Annotated in this window: 16 protein-coding genes; 6 read left to right on the plus strand and 10 right to left on the minus strand. The window is 67.9% G+C overall.

Annotated elements, in window-relative coordinates; all coding sequences use genetic code 11:
* Positions 1-71: 71 nt before the first annotated feature.
* The 5 genes from ACF1B9_RS24350 to ACF1B9_RS24370 all read right to left on the minus strand — a co-directional run bounded on the left by ACF1B9_RS24350 (position 72) and on the right by ACF1B9_RS24370 (position 5773).
* The gene (locus ACF1B9_RS24350) at positions 72-602 is read right to left on the minus strand and encodes a DUF4303 domain-containing protein (RefSeq protein ID WP_391743541.1); all 531 of its coding nucleotides are present in this window, start codon (positions 600-602) and stop codon (positions 72-74) included.
* Positions 603-714: 112 nt separating this feature from the next.
* Complete coding sequence (locus ACF1B9_RS24355; RefSeq protein WP_391743539.1) at positions 715-975, minus strand: LuxR C-terminal-related transcriptional regulator; 261 nt, start codon at positions 973-975, stop codon at positions 715-717.
* A gap of 295 nt (positions 976-1270) precedes the next feature.
* A complete protein-coding gene (locus ACF1B9_RS24360; RefSeq protein ID WP_391743537.1) occupies positions 1271-3067 on the minus strand; it encodes an ABC transporter permease subunit in 1797 nt (598 codons plus the stop codon).
* Between the two features lie 103 nt (positions 3068-3170).
* Entirely contained in the window at positions 3171-4469 is a 1299-nt protein-coding gene (locus ACF1B9_RS24365) for an ABC transporter substrate-binding protein (protein WP_391743536.1), read from the minus strand.
* Between the two features lie 128 nt (positions 4470-4597).
* Positions 4598-5773: an ROK family protein gene (locus ACF1B9_RS24370; RefSeq protein ID WP_391743629.1), complete on the minus strand. Its 1176-nt coding sequence runs from the start codon at positions 5771-5773 to the stop codon at positions 4598-4600.
* Positions 5774-6139: 366 nt separating this feature from the next.
* Here ACF1B9_RS24370 and ACF1B9_RS24375 point away from each other — a divergent pair, with 366 nt between their 5' ends.
* The 3 genes from ACF1B9_RS24375 to ACF1B9_RS24385 are packed head-to-tail and all read left to right on the plus strand — an operon-like array spanning position 6140 to position 9841.
* The gene (locus ACF1B9_RS24375) at positions 6140-7192 is read left to right on the plus strand and encodes a substrate-binding domain-containing protein (protein ID WP_391743535.1); all 1053 of its coding nucleotides are present in this window, start codon (positions 6140-6142) and stop codon (positions 7190-7192) included.
* A 40-nt stretch (positions 7193-7232) separates the two neighbouring features.
* Positions 7233-8804 carry a sugar ABC transporter ATP-binding protein gene (locus ACF1B9_RS24380; RefSeq protein WP_391743534.1) on the plus strand — a complete coding sequence of 524 codons (1572 nt, stop codon included), beginning with the start codon at positions 7233-7235 and terminating at the stop codon, positions 8802-8804.
* The gene (locus ACF1B9_RS24385) at positions 8801-9841 is read left to right on the plus strand and encodes an ABC transporter permease (protein ID WP_391743532.1); all 1041 of its coding nucleotides are present in this window, start codon (positions 8801-8803) and stop codon (positions 9839-9841) included. Before ACF1B9_RS24380 ends, ACF1B9_RS24385 begins: the two co-directional genes overlap by 4 nt.
* A gap of 279 nt (positions 9842-10120) precedes the next feature.
* On the opposite strand, the gene ACF1B9_RS24390 is transcribed toward ACF1B9_RS24385, so the two are convergent.
* Positions 10121-10408 carry a hypothetical protein gene (locus ACF1B9_RS24390; protein ID WP_391743531.1) on the minus strand — a complete coding sequence of 96 codons (288 nt, stop codon included), beginning with the start codon at positions 10406-10408 and terminating at the stop codon, positions 10121-10123.
* An 85-nt stretch (positions 10409-10493) separates the two neighbouring features.
* Between ACF1B9_RS24390 and ACF1B9_RS24395 the strand changes: the two genes are divergently transcribed.
* Both ACF1B9_RS24395 and ACF1B9_RS24400 read left to right on the plus strand, forming a co-directional pair.
* The gene (locus ACF1B9_RS24395; protein ID WP_391743529.1) at positions 10494-10769 is read left to right on the plus strand and encodes a hypothetical protein; all 276 of its coding nucleotides are present in this window, start codon (positions 10494-10496) and stop codon (positions 10767-10769) included.
* A gap of 68 nt (positions 10770-10837) precedes the next feature.
* Positions 10838-13231: a ricin-type beta-trefoil lectin domain protein gene (locus ACF1B9_RS24400; protein WP_391743527.1), complete on the plus strand. Its 2394-nt coding sequence runs from the start codon at positions 10838-10840 to the stop codon at positions 13229-13231.
* A 193-nt stretch (positions 13232-13424) separates the two neighbouring features.
* Here the strand turns inward: ACF1B9_RS24400 and ACF1B9_RS24405 are convergent, their stop codons facing one another.
* The 4 genes from ACF1B9_RS24405 to ACF1B9_RS24420 form a co-directional block, all read right to left on the minus strand.
* Complete coding sequence (locus ACF1B9_RS24405) at positions 13425-14318, minus strand: bile acid:sodium symporter family protein (protein WP_391743525.1); 894 nt, start codon at positions 14316-14318, stop codon at positions 13425-13427.
* Between the two features lie 63 nt (positions 14319-14381).
* A complete protein-coding gene (locus ACF1B9_RS24410; RefSeq protein WP_391743523.1) occupies positions 14382-15716 on the minus strand; it encodes a Dyp-type peroxidase in 1335 nt (444 codons plus the stop codon).
* Positions 15717-15737: 21 nt separating this feature from the next.
* Positions 15738-16751: a hypothetical protein gene (locus tag ACF1B9_RS24415; protein WP_391743522.1), complete on the minus strand. Its 1014-nt coding sequence runs from the start codon at positions 16749-16751 to the stop codon at positions 15738-15740.
* Between the two features lie 64 nt (positions 16752-16815).
* Positions 16816-17349, minus strand: a complete 534-nt coding sequence (locus tag ACF1B9_RS24420) for a hypothetical protein (RefSeq protein WP_391743520.1) — start codon at positions 17347-17349, stop codon at positions 16816-16818.
* A gap of 164 nt (positions 17350-17513) precedes the next feature.
* Between ACF1B9_RS24420 and ACF1B9_RS24425 the strand changes: the two genes are divergently transcribed.
* Positions 17514-18821 carry a PP2C family protein-serine/threonine phosphatase gene (locus ACF1B9_RS24425; protein WP_391743519.1) on the plus strand — a complete coding sequence of 436 codons (1308 nt, stop codon included), beginning with the start codon at positions 17514-17516 and terminating at the stop codon, positions 18819-18821.
* Positions 18822-19226 lie beyond the last annotated feature (405 nt).

The raw sequence follows: 19226 nt of genomic DNA on the forward strand, positions 1-19226 counted from the left end.
GTCCCACGAGTTCGGAGCACCGTGATCACGTCTGACAGCGATGTGAGCAGCCTGGAACCACATGGCCGGAATCAGGCCTGCACTGACGTGCTGTGGAGCCAGCGGGCGAATCGCCGAGCCTGGGACGGCGGGTTGAGGCGGCGGATCCAGTCCACTTCCCGCTCCGGGTCGGAGTGGTCGGAGAGGGCGAAGACCACGACGGTGTCTTCGCCCCGGCCCAGGACGCCCTCGGTGACGAGCGCCTCCAGCGTCGCCACGCATGCCTCGTACACCATGGCGCGCCGCTGCAGCAGATCCGTGGTCGGGTCGGCTGCGGAGAGGGCGAGCAGGTGTTGGCTGAGACCGGTGAAGTGCTCGTGCCCGACGCCTTCCAGCGCCCATTCGGCCGGCGTCCACGTGTAGTACGCGGCGTCGTCCGGGTCACCGGCCTGTGCGGAGACGAGATGTGCTGGCGTGTTGACCGCGCAGCTGACTGTCATCGCGCCGGCGTCGGAGTACAGGGCGTAGCCGCAGTACTCCGGCTGCTCCATGGTATTGGCGAGCTCCGTGAAGGCCGCTCGCGCGGCGGGGAGCAGAGCTGCCAGTAACGAGTCGGGTTCCACGTCTTGGCCCCTTCCGTCGCTGTCTGTCTCGTCACTGCTGTTGTGTATCCACGGCGCAAAGGTAGACAGCCACCAGCAGTGGAGATGGCAGTGTCCCTCGGCGTCCAGGCGCTCAGAGCCAACCGCGGCGGCTGGCTTGGACGCCGAGCTGGAAGCGGGTCTGCGCGCCCAGGACTTCTTGGAGGCGGACGATGCGGCGTGCCACCGTCCGCTCGCTGACGCCGATCTCGCGGGCGATGGACTCGTCGGTGAGCCCGCCGCTGAGGTACGTGAGGAGCTGTCGAGCATCGTTGGTGGGGGCGGCGCCGAGGTCGTCCATGGGCTCGTCGGCGGCGGGGAGCGGAACGGCCATCTGCCAGTAGGACTCGAACACGCCGCCGTTGGTGGTGGCGCCGTCCCCGGCGTCGGGCCAGCGGTCGGAGCCGACTCCGACGATCGGACCGGCTCCTTCCTCCGAGGTGTGGGGCTACGACCTCGCCCACGATTGGCAGTGGGAGAAGGAGCGGCGTCTGGGGCCTTCGAATCCAAGGCGGAGGAGGGAGTCGGATGGGGTCTCCCCTGCTCGAACGCAGCTGAGAGCTTGGGGAAGGAGCGTCAGCGACTGACGACAACGCCGGAGGCGGAGGTCCCAGACGCCGCGACGCCGCTGACGATCGCGGGCGAGGTCGTTACTTGACGGCACCTGCGGTCAGACCACTGCGCCAGAAGCGCTGAAGGGCGACGAAGGCGATGAGCAGGGGAACCAGCGAGACGAACGCTCCGGTGATGGGGAGCATCGACGGGACGCCGTTGGCGAACTCCGAGCGCCACTGGACCAGGCCGACGGTGACCGGGAGCTTGGAGGCGTCGTTGATCATGAGGGCGGGCAGCAGGTAGTTGTTCCAGACGCTGACGAACTGGAACAGGAAGATCGTCACCAGGGCCGGGGCCATGACCGGAAGCGCGATACGGAAGAAGGTCCGCTGCTCACCGGCGCCGTCGATGCGCGCCGCCTCCAGCAGCTCGTCGGGGACGGACGCCGACGCGTAGACGCGCGAGAGGTAGACGCCGAAGGGGCTGACGAAGCTGGGGAGCAGAACGGCCCAGTAGGTGTCGGTGAGCTGCATCTTGGCCAGCATCAGGAACAGCGGCAGGGCGAACATCGGAGCCGGGATCAGCACCGAGGCCAGGACCACGTTGAAGATCGTCTCGCGGCCGCAGAACTTGTACTTGGCCAGGGCGAAGCCGGCCATGACCGACAGCAGTGTGCTGACCGCCGCGCCGACCAGGCTGTACAGCGCACTGTTGGCCAGCCAGGAGGAGAAGACCCCATCCTGGAAGGAGAAGACGCGGCGGAGGTTGCCGCCCAGGTCGAAGTGCGAGAACCACAGTGGGCTGCCCTGGTGGAGGTACCCCTCGCCCTTGGTCGCCGAGACGAACAGCCACCACAGCGGGATGAGGGTGTAGAGGGCCATCAGGCCGAGCAGAGCGTTGACGGCCAGGCGTTCGGTGAGTGGGCTGCGGGTGGTGGTCATGCGTCGGCCGTCCTTCGCTGAGTGAACTTCAGGAACCCGAAGGAGAGAACCAGCGTCACGAGGGCCAGGAGAACCGATTCGGCGGCGGCCAGGTTCGGGTCCGCCTGGGAGGCGGTGAGCGTGGTGTTCATGATCGGACTGAACTTGTTGGAGGCCGGGTATCCGCGCGGCGGCGAGCACGGCCGGTTCGGTGTAGAGCTGGGCGGTGCCGATGATGGAGAACACCGTCGTGAGGACCAGTGCGGGCCGTACCATCGGGATCTTGACGTACCAGGCCAGGCGCCAGCCGGTGCAGTTGTCGAGGGTCGCGGCCTCGATCACGTCGCCGGGCACGGCCTGCAGCGCCGAGTAGATGATCAGCATGTTGTAACCGGTCCAACCCCAGGTGATCATGTTGCCGATCGACACCGGGATCCAGTCGGCCGACAGGAAGTCGGTGTGGATGCCGATCGCCGCCAGCGGCCCGGTGAACGGCGAGAGGTCCTTGACCAGCAGGAACGACCACATCACCGCAGCGATCGCTCCAGGCAGCGCATAGGGCAGGAAGAAGGTCAGCCGAAAGGTCTTCCTGAACCGGGCCGAACGCGAGTCCAGCAGCAGCGCGAGGACCAGGGCCAGTCCGAGCATCACCGGCACCTGGAAGGCACCGAGCAGCACCACCCTGCCGAGCGATGCCATGAAGTCGCCGTCGTGGAGGGCGCCGGAGAAGTTGTCGAAGCCCGCGAACCGCTTGGTCTGCGCACCGCCGAACAGGCCCTGGCGTTGGACCTGGTAGAAACTCTGATAGATCGCGTAGCCGATCGGTGCGAGCATCATCGCGGTGAACAGGACGCCGAACGGAACCAGGAACCCGGCGGCGTTCAGCGCGGTCCGGCGGCGATGGTGGCGGCTCGGCCCTGCCACCACGCGCGGGCGCGCCGGTGCGGGCGGTGATGCTGTCTGGGTGCTCATAGTGTTCGTTCCTCGCGCGCTTGCGGTATGGACGGGGCCCCGCGGCGCCGCACCCTCGAGCGGCACCGCGGGAATCCTCGGGCGACCTGACGTCCCCTCGACATCAGCCGCCGGTCACGGAGAGCCCCAGGCTCTTGATCTTGTCGACCGTCTTCTGCTGGACCTTGGTGGTGGCCTGGGTGTAGCTCCCCTTGCCGATCGCGTCCGAGTAGTCCGCCTCGACCTGGCCGAACGTCGGCCCGACGACCCAGGTGGTGGGGATGTTCGCTGCGGACTGCTTGAAGACGTCGTAGATCTTCTGTCCGCCGAAGTAGGGGTCGCCCTGGGACAACAGCGGGTTGTCCAGACCGGCCTTCGATGCCGGGTACAGGCCGCCGACCTTGATGCCGGTGCTCACCGCGTCCGGGTCACTGGACAGGAACGCGGCGAACTGCTCGGCCTGCTTGGGCGACTTGCAGCCTGTCAGGACCGAGGTGGCGGAACCGCCGGAGTTCGCGCTGGCCTTGTCGCCTGCGGTCCAGGTCGGCATCGGGGCCACGGCCCACTTGCCGGCGAGGTCCTTGAGGTCCCCCTTGATGCCCGGGACGGCCCAGGCGGCGTTGACAAGGGTCATGACCTTGCCGGCCTCCGACGCCTTGTCGAAGGTCGGGTCCCAGGCGTTGCCGTTGTTCATCACCAACTTCTTGTCCTTCAGGTCCTGCCAGTACGTGGCGACCTTTCGCGTGCCCGGGTTGTCGATGGAGACCTGCCACGAGCCGCTCTGCGTGCCGAACCAGGACTTGCCGGTCTGCCAGGTCAAGGCGGCCATGTCGTAGGCGTCCTGGGGCGCGGTGCCGAAGGCGACGCTCGGGTCGGCCGCGTGGACCGCGGCGGCGTCGGCGGCGTACTCGTCCCAGGTCGCGGGGGGCTTGGTGATGCCGAACTTCTTGAACAGGTCGGCGCGGTAGTACAGGGCCATCGGCCCGGTGTCGACGGGGATGCCGTACATCTTGCCGTCGGCCGAGGACGCCGCGACGGTCCAGTCCAGGTACTTGCCGGTGTCGCCGGAGGCGTACGGCGTGATGTCCATCAGCGCTTTCTTGACCAGCATCGACGGAATGTCGTTGTAGGTGACCTGCGCCAGACACGGGGCCTTGCCCGCCGTGATCGCGTTGGTCATCTGGTCGTAGCCGCCCTTGGCACCGGACGGGATCTGCTTGAACGTCACCTTGATGTCCGGGTGGGCGGCGTTCCACTGGGCGGTGATCTTGTCGTAGCCCGGGGCCCAGCCCCAGAACTCCAGCGACACCGGTCCGGCCTGCTTCGCTTCGCCGGAGTCGCTGGATCCGGAACATCCGGTCGCCAGCAGGGCGAGGGAGAGGGCTGCCGCACCGGCAGCGAATGTGGAGGTGAATGTACGCATGACTTCCTCATGAGACGGTCGCAAGGACAAGGCGGCGGTTGCGTGCTTCGTCAACCCGCGTCCTCGCCCTGCGGATTCAGTGAGCAGTGGGGGATGGTTCGATCGACGGACTCAGACCGGCCGAGCACTCAGAGCGGTCTGGACAGCCGGGCACGGAGGCTCTCCTTGATGACCAGGCAGGCGGCACCGCGTGCCCACAACGTCTCGCTTTCCTCGTCGATCTTGATCACGCAGTCGCGTGCCGCGGTCGAGACGGCGTGGCGCGCCAACGCGGCGGTCATGGCGGGCCCGAAGTGCTCATGGGCCACCACGCCTTCGCCCGCGATCACGATCAGTCCCGGGTTGAGCAGGTTGCACAGGCATGCCAGTCCGCGTCCGAGCGCGTCGCCGGCCACGGCAAACGCATCGAGCGCGGCGCGTCGTTCGGCTTCCGGCCCTGACCTCGCCAGCTCCGTGACAGCGTCGTAGTCGGCTTCGGGCCGGCCACCGGCCTCGCGGAACATCCGCAACACCGCGTCGGAACAGGCCAGCGCCTCCACGCAGCCGCGGTTGCCACAGGCGCAGTCCGGGCCGTTCGGCTCGATCGGCAGATGTCCGAACTCGGCAGCCATTCCACCGGCGCCCGAGTGAAGAGCTCCGTGGATCATCAGCGCACCGCCGACGCCGCGCCCGACCGAGATCACGGCGAACGAATCGACATCCCGGCCCTCTCCGAACCAACGTTCAGCGATGACCAGAGCGTTGACGTCGTTGTTCACCACCACCGGCAGTCCGGTGGCGGCGCTCAGCGGAGCGGTCACGGCGACGTCGGTCCAGCCCAGTCGCACCGCCGAACGGCACACCCCACTCGCCGCGTCGACATGGCCGCCCACACCGACCCCGACGCCCAGCACCCTCGCGTCGGCACTCGGTGCCTGCGCAATGAGCCGGGCCGTCAACTCCGCCGCCACCGAAAGCACGTGAGCGGGCTCCAGGGAGTCGAGCATGTGCTCCAGGCGGCACAGCGGACGGGCACCGAGGTCGGTGAGCACGGCCGCGACATGAGTGCGCGCGATCTGGATCCCGACGACCAGGCACTGGTCGGCGTTGACCTGCAGCAGGCGTTGGGGGCGGCCCGGACCCGTCGCGCTCTTCTGTCCGGCCTCGCTCAGGTAGCCGTCCTCGATCAGCGGCGCGAGCAGCCGGGTCACCGTGGAGGGTGACAGCCCGAGGCGCTGTGCGACGGCCGTTCTGGAGATCGGGCCCGCTGTGAGCACTTGGGCGAAGATCTCGGCTCCTGTCTGGTCAGGCACCAGGGCCGTCATCGCGCTCACGTCATGTCTCCCCAACGGATTGACTCATTGTCACCAAAAGTTCGGCGAGAGATACTTTTACGCATCAAGAAAAGAACTGGCAAGGGGTGCAGGACACCGGATTTCTCCGCAGGCTCGACGCCCCCCGCTCTCGGATCCCGGCCATGTCACGGCTGTTGACTCTTGATCTGACATGTTCAATCATGTTCGCAGTGCAATCTCGACGAGCAGAAAGAAGCATCGGTCGAGAGGGGTATCTCCCCTGATGTCCCAGAATCTGTAGCCTGTGCGCCATCACGCGAGACCTGTTCAGTTCTGGTTGATTCGACTACCCGATGCCGCACCTCCCTGCGCCCCCGCCCTTCAAGGAGTTATGTCATGTTCATGCAATGGAGCCATCGAGGTGTCGCGGTAGCCGCCCTCGGCATGGTCGCGGCCCTTACGCTCAGTGCATGTTCCAGCGGCCAGGAGGCCACGAAGCCGGGCGGCGAAGGCGTCGGAAAGGTCGACGGCAAGATCTCTCTGACGTATCTGCAGAAGCAGGGCGACCAGGAGTACTTCGTCGGTGAGGCCGCAGGGGCCAAGGCGAAGGCCGAGGAGCTGGGCATCGGACTCAAGGTGGTCAACCTGGGCAGCGACGCCAACAAGACGATCAGTGAAGTGCAGTCCGCGATCGCCCAGAAGACCAACGGCCTGATCGTCGTCGTCCCGGATCCTGCGGTCGGGCCACAGCTCGTCCAGACCGCCAAGGACGGCAAGACCGCACTGCTCACCTCCGACGACCAGATCTGCACCACCGGCCCCGACCCGTCCGGGTGCGATCACGACGCGCTGGTGCCGCGGATCGGGTTCAGCGGTGCCCAGATGGGCGGCGAGGTCGGCAAGCGCGCCGCCGAAGAGTTCAGGAAGGCCGGCTGGAACCCCGCCGAGACCCGGACCATCTCCGCCTGGAAGCAAGACGTCACCGTCTGCACCGACCGGGTGGACGCCGCCAAGAAGGCGTTCAAGGAGGGTGCAGGTGCCGGCGTGAAGAACATCGACGTTGCCACGGACAACACCCCGACCGGCGCCCAGGACAAGATCGCAGCCACAGTCACTGCCAACTCCGACGTCAAGCACTGGATCGTGTGGGGGTGCAACGACGAGAACGTCCAGGGCGGTGTCACCGCGCTGGAGAACGCCGGCTTCAAGGCGGACGACGTCGTCGGCGTCGGCCTCGGCGCCTACCTGGCCTGCAAGAACTGGAGCTCCGGCAAGCCGTCCGGCATGAAGGCCGCCCTGTTCATCAACGGCAGCGACGTCGGCGCCCTGGCCGTCCAGACCATGTACGACAAGCTCAAGAACGGCAAGGAGTTCCCGAAGGAGGCATTCGCTTCCACCAAGATGGTCGACGCCTCCAACTGGAAGGCCTCCGGGGTCACGTGCAGCTGATCTGAAACTCCTGTCCGCGCTTCCCGCTTGCGAGGCCACCATGATCGAACCCGGCACCGAACCATCGGAGCCCAAGCAATCCACCGCCCTCCAGGGCGCGTTGATCACCGTCGAGAACGTCGTCAAACGGTTCGGCACCGTCCAGGCACTCGGCGGCGTCACGCTCGACTTCCCCGCGGGGCAGGTCACCGCGCTGATGGGCGAGAACGGCGCGGGCAAGTCGACCCTGCTGAAGATCCTCACCGGCGATCACCAGCCCACCGACGGTCGCATCGTGCTCGACGGCGAGCCGGTCACGTTCGCCGCTCCGCAGGACGCCCGCAGGGCGGGCATCCGGATCATCCCGCAGGAACCCGAGATCATCCCGCATGTCTCAGTCGCGGAGAACGTCTACGCGGGCTCCCTGCCCCACAAGGCCGGACGCCGCCTGGACCACGCGGAACTCCGTCGCCGGATCACCTCCGACCTCTCCCGCCTGGGCTTCGACAAGGTCATCTCCCCCGAGGCGCTCGGCTCAGAACTCACCGCTGCCCAGCGGCAGTTGGTGGAGATCTTGCGCGCGCTGACCGGTGAGGCCAAGGTCATCGCCTTCGACGAGCCCACCTCTTCGCTGTCCGAGCACGAGGTGGAGGCGTTGTTCGCGCTCATCGGCCGGCTCCGCGCACAAGGCATCGCCGTCATCTACGTCTCGCACCGGATGAAGGAGATCTTCCAGCTCGCCGACCGCGTCGCCGTCCTGCGCGACGGCATGGTGGCCGGGGTGCTGGACGCCGCGCGGACGACCGAGGAGGAGGTCGTACGGCTCATGGTGGGACGCGATCTGTCCTCCCTCTTCGTCCGCCAGGACGTCGCCCGGGACGAAGTCGTGCTCGATCTGAAGGACGTCTCCACCGACGACGTGAGCGGCATCAGCCTCCAGGTGCGCGCCGGAGAGGTCGTCGCGCTCGCGGGACTCATCGGCGCCGGACGCTCGGAACTGGCCCGCGCGATCGCCGGTGACCTCCCGATCCGCTCGGGCGAGATCAGCATGAACGGCCGGAAGGTGCAGCTGCGCGGACCGAAGGACGCGATCAGGGCCGGCATCGGGCTCGCCCCCGAGGAACGCAAGGCGCAGGCACTGTTCCTGCAGCGTTCCATCCGGGACAACACGTCCCTCGTCAGCCTCGCGGGCCTGCGCCACCTCCGTTTCGTGAGGCGTCGTCAGGAACGTGTCATGGCACAGGAGTACACCGATCGGCTGCGGGTGCGCACCCCCTCCATCGAGCACGAGATCGGCAAGCTCTCCGGCGGAAACCAGCAGAAGGTGGTCCTCGCGCGCTGGCTGGCCGGAAGACCCCGGCTGCTGGTCCTCGACGAGCCCACCCGCGGCATCGACATCGGAGCCAAGGCCGAGATCTACCAGATCATCGCGGACCTGGCCCGCGACGGTGTGGCCCTCCTGGTGATCTCCTCGGAACTGCCGGAAGTGCTCGGTCTCGCGGACCGTATCGCCGTCATGCAGAACGGCCGGATCACCGGCGTACTGAGCCGAGCCGAGGCCACCGAGGAGACCATCCTCGCTCTCGCCATGGCCGACGACCTCACCACTACCGCCCCTGGAGCCCTTCGATGACCGACACCGCCGTCACCAGCCGCCCGGACCGGGCGGAGAGCAGTCCGGCGCCGGCAGCAAGCGGCGGGCGCTCCCGGCTCGCCGCGGTCGGCGGGCAGAACCTCAGCCTGATCTGCGCCCTCGTCATCGTGCTCGCACTGTTCGGCTCGCTCAACGAGAACTACCTCAGCTGGTCGAACATGCAGGTCATCGGCGAAGCGGCGACCCTCGTCGGGCTCCTCGCCATCGTTCAGACCGTCGTCATCATCTGCGGCGCGCTGGACATCTCGGTCGGTTCGCAGGCCGGTCTCGCGTCCGTCGTCAGCGCCATGGTCTTCACCTCCGCGGGCTCCAGCGCCTGGACAGGGATCGCAGCGGCGCTCGGAATCGGCCTCCTCGCCGGAGTGCTGAACGGCGTGATCATCGTTTGCGGCCGTGTCAACCCGACCATCGCCACGCTGGCCGGACTCGCCGCGTACAAGGGCGTCGCCCAACTCGTCTCGGACGGCCGTGCCCAGGGCTACGTCCTCAACGACAGCGTGTTCGTCTTCCTCGGCCGCGGCAAGATCGCCGGCCTGCCGGTGATGATCTGGGTCCTGGCCGTCGTCGCGCTCGGCGTGCACGTGCTGCTCACGTACACGGACATCGGCCGCAACCTCTATGCCATCGGCGGCAACGACACCGCGGCCCGGCTCGCGGGCATCTCGATCAACAAGTACCTGATCGCCGCCTACGCCCTCTGCGGCACCGTCGCGGCCGTCGCCGGCATCCTGCTCACCGCGCGTACCGGATCGGGGCAGCCCGTCTCGGGCAGCGAAGGGTTGGAACTCAAGGCCATCACCGCAGCAGCGCTCGGCGGCTGCGCCCTCAAGGGCGGCAAAGGCGGCATCGGCGGCACCCTGCTCGCCGTCGCCCTGCTCGGCGCCCTCGAGAACGGCCTCACCGTCCAGGGCATCAACACCTTCTGGCAGAACGTCGCCCAGGGCGCCCTGCTGGTCATCGCCGTCGTCATTCAGCAGCGCCGCACCAAGGAACGCCGCATAGGCCTCCCCACGTAGACGGGTTCCCTCCCATCCCCCATCCCCCAGGGGCCCGGTCCCGGCGCTCCTGCCCTCCACGAAGGAGTAGCGGCTTGACGCGCAGACGTACATTCCTCATCGCCGGATCCGCGGTCGTGGCGGGGACCTTGGCCGGTCCGGCGAGCGCCGGGACCGCGACAGCCGCCACCGGTTCCGGCGCGCGGGCACTGACCGGGGTCGGCGACCCGCCCCAGCCCTCCGTCACGCTGACGCCCGTGCCGGACGCCGTCGCGGGCGTGTCCCAGCCGGTGAGGAACCTCAACGGCACATGGTCGCTCGCTGGCAGGCGTTCACACCACGGCGACCTTCGACCAGAGCTTCCGCGACGCGGTACTGGGCCTGCGCCTGGCTCCGGCGGGCGGCGGCTCGCTGCCGATGGAGCTGCTCCTGCGCGACCCCGCGGGACATGAGGCGCTGCGGCGCTCCCTCACCGTCGACGGGCCCGCGCAGTACGGCATCGAGGTCGCGGCCCCGCTCAAGTGGGACGCCGAGCACCCGAACCTGTACACCCTGGAGCTGACGGCCGGCTCCGGGGACACTCTCCATCCTCGGCAAGATCGACGTACTGATCGACGGGCGACTCGAGACCACCGTCGACCAGTACGGGCCCGTCAAGCAGTACCAGCAGGTCGTGTACCGCAAGACCGGACTCGCCGAGGGCCGGCACACCATCCGCCTCGTCGTGACCGGCGAGAAGAACCCGTCGTCGTCCAACATCCTCCCGCTCGTGGACGCCTTCCACGTCCTGCCGAGTGCCGTCGCGTCAAGATCCCTGTACATCGACACGCACTGGAACTACCCCGACTTCGGCTACGGAGGCGGCGACTACTACCGGCCCACGGTACGCATCACCGACGGCACGACCGGCACGGTGTCCCTTCGGCTCGGCAGCTTCGAGACTCACTGAAGCGTTCGGTCCTCTCCCTTTGCTCAGCGCCACAATTCCTCAAGCATCCGAATCCCGAAGGAGTCAGCATGACTCGGGCACCAGTGCGTCGTTGGCGCGCGCTCACCGCGGTGACAAGCCTTCTTCTGAGCACGCTCACCGGCCTCACCGCTCCCTCCGTCGCCCAGGCCGCGCCCACGCCGTCGACCTCGATCACCATCGACGGCACCAAGCCGGGCCTGACCTTCGACGGCGTCGGCGCCATATCCGGCGGCGGCGGGAACTCCCGGCTCCTGGCCGACTACCCGGAGCCGCAGCGGAGCGAGCTCCTCGACTACCTCTACAAGCCCGGCTACGGCGCCTCGCTCCAGCTGCTCAAGCTGGAGATCGGCGGCGACACCAACTCCACCGACGGCGCCGAGCCCAGTCACATGCACACGGCCGGCACCGTCGACTGCAACCAGGGCTACCAGTGGTGGATGGCCGAGCAGGCCAAGGCCCGCAACCCCGGTATCAAGCTCGCCGCGCTGTCCTGGGGCGCCCCCGGCTGGATCGACGGCGGCAACTTCTGGTCCCAGGACACCATCGACTATCTGATGTCCTATATGGGTTGCGCGGCGAAGCACGGCCTGACGATCGACTACCTCGGCGGCTGGAACGAGCGCGGCTACGACAAGGCCTGGTACAAGAAACTCAAGGCCACACTCACCTCGCGCGGGTACGCGACCAAGGTCGTCGCCGCGGACAGCGACTGGGAGGTGGCCGACGCCATGGCCGAGGACCCGGCGTTCAACGACGCCGTGGACGTCGTCGGCGTCCACTATCCGTGCGGCTACCTCGGTGACTACACCACCTGCTCCAGCACCGCCACGGCGCAGGGTCTCGGCAAACCGCTGTGGGCCGGCGAGAACGGCTCCCAGGACACCGACACCGGCGCACCCGCGGTGGCCAGGTCCATCAACCGCGGTTACCTCGACGGGAAGATGACCGCCTACTTCAACTGGCCGGTCATCGCCGCGCTCTACCCGAACCTCCGCTTCTCCACCGACGGGATGTCCGTCGCCAACCAGCCGTGGTCCGGCAATTACAAGATCGGCAAGACCACCTGGGTGACCGCGCACACCACGCAGTTCACCCGGCCGGGCTGGAAGTACATCGACTCCGCGAGCGGCTACCTCGGCGGCAAGCGCACCAACGGCAGCTACGTGACGCTGAAGTCGACGAACAACTCCGACTACAGCACGGTCATCGAGACCATGGACGCAGACGCCGCCCAGAGCGCCGGGTTCACCGTCAAGGGCGGCCTGCCCAGAGGCCGGGTCCACGTCTGGGCCACCGACGTCAAGTCGGGCAACTCCGCGAACTGGTTCGTCCGCCGGCAGGACATCACCCCGCGCGGGGGCACATTCAACCTCACCCTGCAGCCCGGCTACGTCTACACCGTGACCACCACGACCGGCCAGCGCAAGGGCACCGCGACCCCACCGGCACCCGGCGCACTCGACCTCCCGTACAAGGACACGTTCGAGACCCCCGCCACCACCACGTCGCCGAAGTACTTCTCCGACATGAACGGCGCGTTCCAGACGCGGGCCTGCGGTGGCGGCCGCTCGGGCACCTGCCTGCGCCAGATGGTCCCGACGACGCCGATACGCTGGACGGACGAGCCCTACAACGCCCCGTACACGATCTTGGGTGACGGCAGATGGAGCAACTACACCGTCAGCGTCGACACCATGCTCGAGAAGGAGGGCAGCATCGAACTGCTCGGTCGCGTCAACCAGCAGGCCAAGAACAACAACGGCCTGAACGCCTATCACCTGCGCGTGAGCGACACCGGCGCCTGGTCCATCGACAAGAGCGACTCCCGGTGGACCTTCACTACGCTGGCCAGCGGCACCACCACCGCGCTCGGCACCGGCGGCTGGCACAACGTCGCGTTCACCCTTGAGGGCTCGACCCTCTCCGCGACGGTGGACGGCGTCACCGTCGGCAGCGCCACCGACTCCAGCTACACCGACGGGCAGGCCGGCCTCGGCGTGACCGGGTACGAGACCGACCAGTTCGACAACTTCGCCGTCACCCCCGGCACCGCTGCGTCCCATGTCGGTCCGGTCACCTCCGGCCTGACCGGCAAGTGCGCCGACGCCAAGGACGACTCCGGCGCCAACGGCACCCAGGTGCAGGTGTGGGACTGCAACGAGGGCAGCGCACAGGTATGGACCTGGTCCAACGGCACCCTGACCCACAACGGCAAGTGCATGGACGTCACCGGCCAGGGAACCGCCAACGGGTCACAGGTGATTCTGTGGGACTGCACCGGCGGCGCCAACCAGCAGTGGGCGCCACAGCCCGACGGCACCCTGAAGGGCGTCCAGTCGGGCCGATGCCTCGACGCCCCGGCAGCCACGACCGCCAACGGCACCCAGCTGGTGATCTGGGACTGCAACGGCGGCGCCAACCAGCGGTGGACGCTCCCCTAGCCCGGTGACGGCGGTGCCGACTCGACGATGACCTCGGTCGTCGAGGCGTGAGTGGTCGGTGGAGGCCAGGCGAGACACCGTCGCCTGGCCTTCGACTCCCCCGAGCAACCAAGATCCGGAGGTACCCGGGACCACGCGTCCCAGCCGAACCGGGCCGCCCTCCTGAACACTTCCGGATCGTGAAATCTGTCGTTTACCGTGCCGCTCCTCCCCCACTGGACTGCGGGGGACGGTTTCTCCGGCGGCTGAGCACCGCAGCGATCGGGAGAGCAGCTGCCAGGCCGCTGAGCAGCACTGCGGCAAGCGCGCCGAGGATGGCGGGCTGGTTGTCGAAGGCGATGCCGATCGCGGCCAGGGCGGGCCCCGCATTGCGCACGGCGGCGACGCCTCCCATGGTGGTGCGGCGCACCGGCGGGCCCGTGGCCAGCAGTGTGCCGACGGCGAAGGCGGCGGCTGCGAGCAGGAAGCCGGCCAGGAGGGCGAGTGAGCCGAGCAGCGCGAGGACGTCATGCCAGCTGCCCAGGAGCATGCCCGCCAGCACGATCAGGAACGTCACGTTCGAGACCGCAGCGGCTGGCGGGTGCCACGCGAGCGCGGTGGGTGTCGCGTAGCGGCGCAGCAAGAGGCCGATGGCGAACGGTACGAGTTGCAGCAGGGCCACGGTCCACACCAGCGTCGCCACGTCGAGAGAGACACTGGTGCCGACGTTCGCGGCAGTGAGGATGCCGTTGACGGTCGGGGCGAAGGTGAGGCTTCCGACGGTGGCGAGCAGCACCTGCATCGCCGCGCCCGCGACGACGTCGCCGTCCTGCACCATGGCCAGCTTCGCCCCGAAGGGGCCGCCCGGGGAGGAGGCGACCAGGACGAGCGCGACGAACGGTGCAGTGGGCAGGCCTGCCAGGGCACCGATACCCCAGCCGAGCAGCGGGACGGCCACCGTGTTGGTGAGCAGGGCCAGCACCAGGAGCGGGACATTCGTGAAGACGCCCCGCAGTGCTTCGATGGTGGCGCCCAGGCCAACGGCGAACATGGTGGCCGCGATGAAGATCACGGTGACGGCGTTGAGCAGAAGATGCAGGGTGTCCATGGGGCAGTCCCCTCGGGCGGGCGTCGCGGCCCGGCGGCACCACAGCACGCCGGACCCGCGCGGTCAGTCCCGGAGGTCGCTGAGCCAGTGCAGGGCACGCAGGCCCGGCAGGAAGCAGTACTCGCCGCCGCGCGTGACGACAAACCGCGGCAGCGGGGGCAGGCGTCGTCGAAGCGGCCGCCGGGGAATGGTGAAGCCACTGGCGCCGTCGTGGGAGCCGGTGACGGGGTCTTTGGCGCTGCCCGCGCCGAAGAACACGCCGTCGTTCATCCACTCGGACTGGACGAACTCGAACTGCCGCCCGAGGTGGGCTCCGATGAACGCGAACATGAGTCCACGGTCCGCCCCGTCGTCCTCGAAGGCGCCCTCGGGCAGCGGCGGACCGTAGACGGCCCCGCGTCTGATCATGCGGTGCAGGCGCACCTCCCCCGCCACCGACGCGTCACGAGGGTTGGCCCGGCGGATGTGACACCCGCCGGGGGTGACGAATCCAGCTGGATCGTCACGCTCGTACAGGAAGGTGTTGCGGCGCTGTGCATCGGCACCCAGAGCGGGGTCGTCCTGGTGCGGGCTGAGCGCCAGCGGAGCTCCGCTGCGCCAGCGGCCCATGATCTTGGCTGCCAGCAGTTCCTCGTCCTCGGGGCCGGTGGCGTTGTCCCGCAGATAGCGCCGGAATGCGGCGACGTGCTGGTGGAGTTTACGGAAGGCCACGTAGCTGCCGTTGCGCCCCAGCACCCCCGGCTGCGGAGTCTGGATGCCGCCGATCTCGTCCCGGTAACCGAGCACGAACTCGCCGGCCTTCAACGGAGTCTCCAACTGGTTGGACCCGGCGATGCCGCTGCCCTCGACGGCGGGGTGGCTGACGCCGTCGCGATAGCCGAAATGCTCGGTCTCGGTGGGCAGCGCGTAGCAGTCCTGCCGCCAGATCGCGGTCACACCGGGAAGGCGGTCGTAGGCGGGGCGGGCCCGGTCCAGGGCCTCCTGCAACCGTGGGGGGTCAGGCGCGACCGCCGTGAGGACCACGTGGACATCCGGCGTGCCCAGCGGCGCTTCCCAGTGCTCAGGGCTGCTCTCGTCGACGTCGCCCAGCGCCCTGGCCCGGGCGGTCATCCCCTGCCGGAACTCCCAGGCAAACGTCTCCAGCGATGCACGCGGCACACCCAGCACCTCCATCCCGTGGCACGTGACCGCGACACTCACCCACGTTTCCCCCAGCGGACTGGCCGAGTCGGCGGCAGGGGTCACCACCGCGCTCGCGCGCCGCATCAGCTCCCGCCCCTGTACCCGGTCATCGATGCGGAACGCAAGGTAGGTCGCCGCATACGGGGTCGGCCGAGGGCTGAGAACTCCGCGCTGTATGTCGTCGAGCTCCAGTGCGGCTTGCGTGTGTCCGCTCACGCCTGTCGCCTCCTTGCGGCATCACTTCGTGACCAGGTTCCGCCAGAAGTTGCGCAGACTCTCGTCGCCGCCGAACAGCGAACTGAAGATCGTGGAGTCTGCCAGCAGCAGGTCGCCTGCCCGCTCACCTTCGGGGGGCATCCACAGGAACATGTTGAACTCGGTGTTGCCGGCCTCGGTGAACGGATGCGGCCTGGAGGTGTCGATCGGCTGCCTGGCCAGCACATGAATCGCATCCGGCTCGTCCGTCGTCACGGCGTAGTGCGGCAGGTGCATGTGGAAGTTGAAGTTTGTCACCCCCTCCAGCCATCCTTTCCCGTCCAGGTCCCTGACTGTGGACAGCGGGGCGATCTTGTTCGGCTCTTGCACGGCGGGACGCAGTCCGTAGCGGTTCTCGACCGGTACCCCAAGTCCCTGCATCAGGCCCCGGACGTGGGTGGCGAACCGTTGCTGCCGGGGAACCAGGGGATCGCCATGATGGCGGTACTCCATGTCCCGCACCGCAAAATCGTCCGATGCCCCGACGTCGTGGTGAGGCCCGAGGACCAGACAGGTGTCATCCCGGCCGAGGAAGGCACGCAGCGCCTCGATCTCCCCGGGCTCGGCCTCCTGCCCGGTGATCATGTGATCCAGCCCGAACACGAACAGGGTGTCGGTGTCGGCCAGTACCCGCTCGTCGAGCGGGGTATGGAATCCGGCCTGGTCGATGCGCTGATACACGGGGACAGGATGTCCGGTGATCTCCTCGACGAACTGCTGGAACGGCACCCAGGCCCAGAAGAACAACTCCAGTGAACCCGCAATGCCTTGCTGGAACTGCAGGGGGTCGGACCACTTCGGGTCCTCGTAGGCGGGCCAGGCCACACGCCGGACCTCGGTCAGGGTGGAGAACCGGTTGTCCAGCTCAGCCGGATTCCTGCCCGCCTCGGCCGGATAACTCCACGAGACGTAAATGCTCACCCGCCGCCGGCCAGGGGTGTATGCGCGCGGGGTGTGGTTCTGGTTGTAGGTGCGTGCGGTTCTGACCTCGCTCATCTCGCCTCCGATCCGCAGTGGGACATATGCGTGCCGGTCTGCTGTCATTGCAGGGAGCGGGCGCTCATTGCATCTGGTCGAGCATCTCCGACAGGGCGCTCTTGATCCGCAGAGCCTTCTTGATCTCGTCGGCACTGACGTATGGATACTCCCCGTATTCGATGAAGCTCGGACAGTGGTGCTCACGCACGAACCCGACGAACGCCTCGGGGTTGGTCTTCCAGTCCTCGGGGAACCCTTCAAGGTTCTCGAACGCCGTGCTCACCCCCGCCTTGCTGAACAGCGCGATGGCGTCTTCGGTGTACTTGTCGAAATCGGTGTCGAAGATCCCCTGGTACATGAAGCGCGTGTCGTCGTCGAAGAGCACCCAGCGCAAGTAGTGCAGCTTCAGCGGCGCGAGAAGATAGGGATCGCCCTCCAGCGCCTTGGCCAGGGCGTTGCCGTACTCCCGCATCGCCTCTGCCCGGCCCGGCTTGACCTTCGCAACGATGGTGAACCCGTAACACGCTGGTGTCTTGGGGAAAACAGGGCCGTACTTTCCCTGCTCGAGATGGTCGGTCTCCTTGGGGATGACGGCCGCCTGCGGCTTGATCTCCATCTCTGCTCCTCCCACCCCTACTGGCCGGGAACGCTCCCGCTCATCGTCCCACGCAGGCTCGCCGTCCGCCTCCCATCGGCGGCGTCATGATCCCGTAGCCGCGCGCGCAGTAATAGGTCTGGACCAGCTCATGAGCGAGCTGCGGATCGCACCGCACATCGGCCGTGTCCGCCAGAACTCGATACCGCAACCGCGCCGCCGGCCGGACGACCTCCGGCAGATACATCGCCGGCCTGATCGCCGGTTTCGTCATCGCGGCCCTCGCCATCACCATGCACGGCGGGGCGCAGCTCACCCACGGCCGCACCTGCCTAACGTACGGGGAGTACACCGCCTGCCCGGGAGGTCCCGTGCCCCAAAAGCATCCGAAGAAATTCGCGCGTCCCTACGAGACCATCGAACCACCGCGCAACGCCGAAGTAATGATCGGTGTGGCGTCAGTGACCTTGCTGATGGTGCTCCTCGGTGCTCTATCCGCATCCCCGGTGTGGCTTCTCGGACTCCTTGTATTCCTGCCGGGGACGGCATCCGCGCTGTGCACCGTACGCCAGACGACGTTCGTGTCTGCATGGACCACGGTTGTGGTCACCGTCACCGTGCTGGTCCGGCACGGTGACGGGCGGTCGTGGCTCGACAGGATCCTCATGATGCTGCTCACCCTCGCCCTGGGCGCGGCCTCCGTCTACGCCTGCCACCGTCGTATCCTCCGCGAGCACGAGACGCTGCGGCTGCGCTCCACCGCTGCGGCAATGCAGCGCCATATCCTGCGCCCCCTGCCTCTGCTCACCGACGACGTCCTGGTCGACGGCGTGTACGAGCCCGTGCAGGAGGACCGGCTCATCGGCGGCGACATCTACGACGTCGTCGCCTCTCCATGGGGAACCCGGGTCCTGATCGGCGATGTCCAGGGCAAGGGCCTGCCCGCCGTCGGCGCCGCGTTCGCCGTCATCGGCGCCTTCCGTGAGGCGGCCCACCGGGAGCCCACTCTGACTGCGCTCGTCGATGCCCTCGATGCCTCTGTCGTACGGCACAACTCCTACGCCGCACAGACCGGCGACGACGAACGGTTCGTCACAGCACTCATCGTCAACATCGACGCGCACGACGAGGCGCAAGTCATCAACTGCGGTCACATTTCACCCCAGTTGCTGCACAACGCCTCCGTCATCACACCGGCCCTCGACTCGGGCGTCCCCCTCGGCCTCGCCGAACTCACCCCCGAACCCGCGACCGTCGACTGGTTCGCCTTCCCATCCGGCGCGACGCTGCTGCTGACCACCGACGGGCTCACCGAGACCCGCGACGCCGACGGCACGTTCTACCCCGTCACCGAACGCCTCACCGAGCGTGTGTCCCTCTCCCCCACCCGCCTGCCACGCGCCCTCTACGACGACGCGCGCGCGTTCGCCGGAGAGGGCGGCCAGCACGACGACGTCGCGATCCTGTCCGTCCGACGGTCACCGTTGCGCTGAGTGTCGCCGCCTCGGCGGTGATGGCCGGAGGCATGGTGGCCTCTGTGCTTCCGGCAGGACAGCTGCTGGCGTCGTAAAGGGACTTGGAGGGACCGGCGAGCGACCCGCTTGCCGAGCCGGCGGAGGACGATGCGGTATCGGTGGGACGTTGCGGCCCACGGCACATCCAGAAGCCGCCGGATCGGCCTCCGCCCCGGACGAGACTCCGAGTCCGTCCAGGACCGTCGACACCGACGCCCACCTACCAAGATCCGGACCAGGGACGGACCAACTCGGTCTCGCGTCGGGCGCATCCACCCGTTGCCGCAGGTCAGAAGAGGACGAGGCGGTGTACCGCAAACAGACGGAGAACCTGCTGGTGCCGTACTCGCCGAGAAAGCCGGGGGTGGCCAGGAGCACGACGAA

It is taken from the genome of Streptomyces sp. NPDC014727 (assembly GCF_043083485.1).
Taxonomy (GTDB): Bacteria; Actinomycetota; Actinomycetes; order Streptomycetales; family Streptomycetaceae; genus Streptomyces.

What these genes read in the sequence shown, in the direction of transcription:
- ACF1B9_RS24380 (WP_391743534.1), top strand. Translation starts at nt 7,233, where the DNA reads ATGATCGAACCCGGCACCGAACCATCGGAGCCCAAGCAATCCACCGCC.
- ACF1B9_RS24360 (WP_391743537.1), bottom strand. Translation starts at nt 3,067, where the DNA reads ATGAGCACCCAGACAGCATCACCGCCCGCACCGGCGCGCCCGCGCGTG.
- ACF1B9_RS24390 (WP_391743531.1), bottom strand. Translation starts at nt 10,408, where the DNA reads ATGGAGAGTGTCCCCGGAGCCGGCCGTCAGCTCCAGGGTGTACAGGTT.
- ACF1B9_RS24400 (WP_391743527.1), top strand. Translation starts at nt 10,838, where the DNA reads ATGACTCGGGCACCAGTGCGTCGTTGGCGCGCGCTCACCGCGGTGACA.
- ACF1B9_RS24405 (WP_391743525.1), bottom strand. Translation starts at nt 14,318, where the DNA reads ATGGACACCCTGCATCTTCTGCTCAACGCCGTCACCGTGATCTTCATC.
- ACF1B9_RS24385 (WP_391743532.1), top strand. Translation starts at nt 8,801, where the DNA reads ATGACCGACACCGCCGTCACCAGCCGCCCGGACCGGGCGGAGAGCAGT.
- ACF1B9_RS24415 (WP_391743522.1), bottom strand. Translation starts at nt 16,751, where the DNA reads ATGAGCGAGGTCAGAACCGCACGCACCTACAACCAGAACCACACCCCG.
- ACF1B9_RS24375 (WP_391743535.1), top strand. Translation starts at nt 6,140, where the DNA reads ATGTTCATGCAATGGAGCCATCGAGGTGTCGCGGTAGCCGCCCTCGGC.
- ACF1B9_RS24365 (WP_391743536.1), bottom strand. Translation starts at nt 4,469, where the DNA reads ATGCGTACATTCACCTCCACATTCGCTGCCGGTGCGGCAGCCCTCTCC.
- ACF1B9_RS24370 (WP_391743629.1), bottom strand. Translation starts at nt 5,773, where the DNA reads ATGACGGCCCTGGTGCCTGACCAGACAGGAGCCGAGATCTTCGCCCAA.
- ACF1B9_RS24420 (WP_391743520.1), bottom strand. Translation starts at nt 17,349, where the DNA reads ATGGAGATCAAGCCGCAGGCGGCCGTCATCCCCAAGGAGACCGACCAT.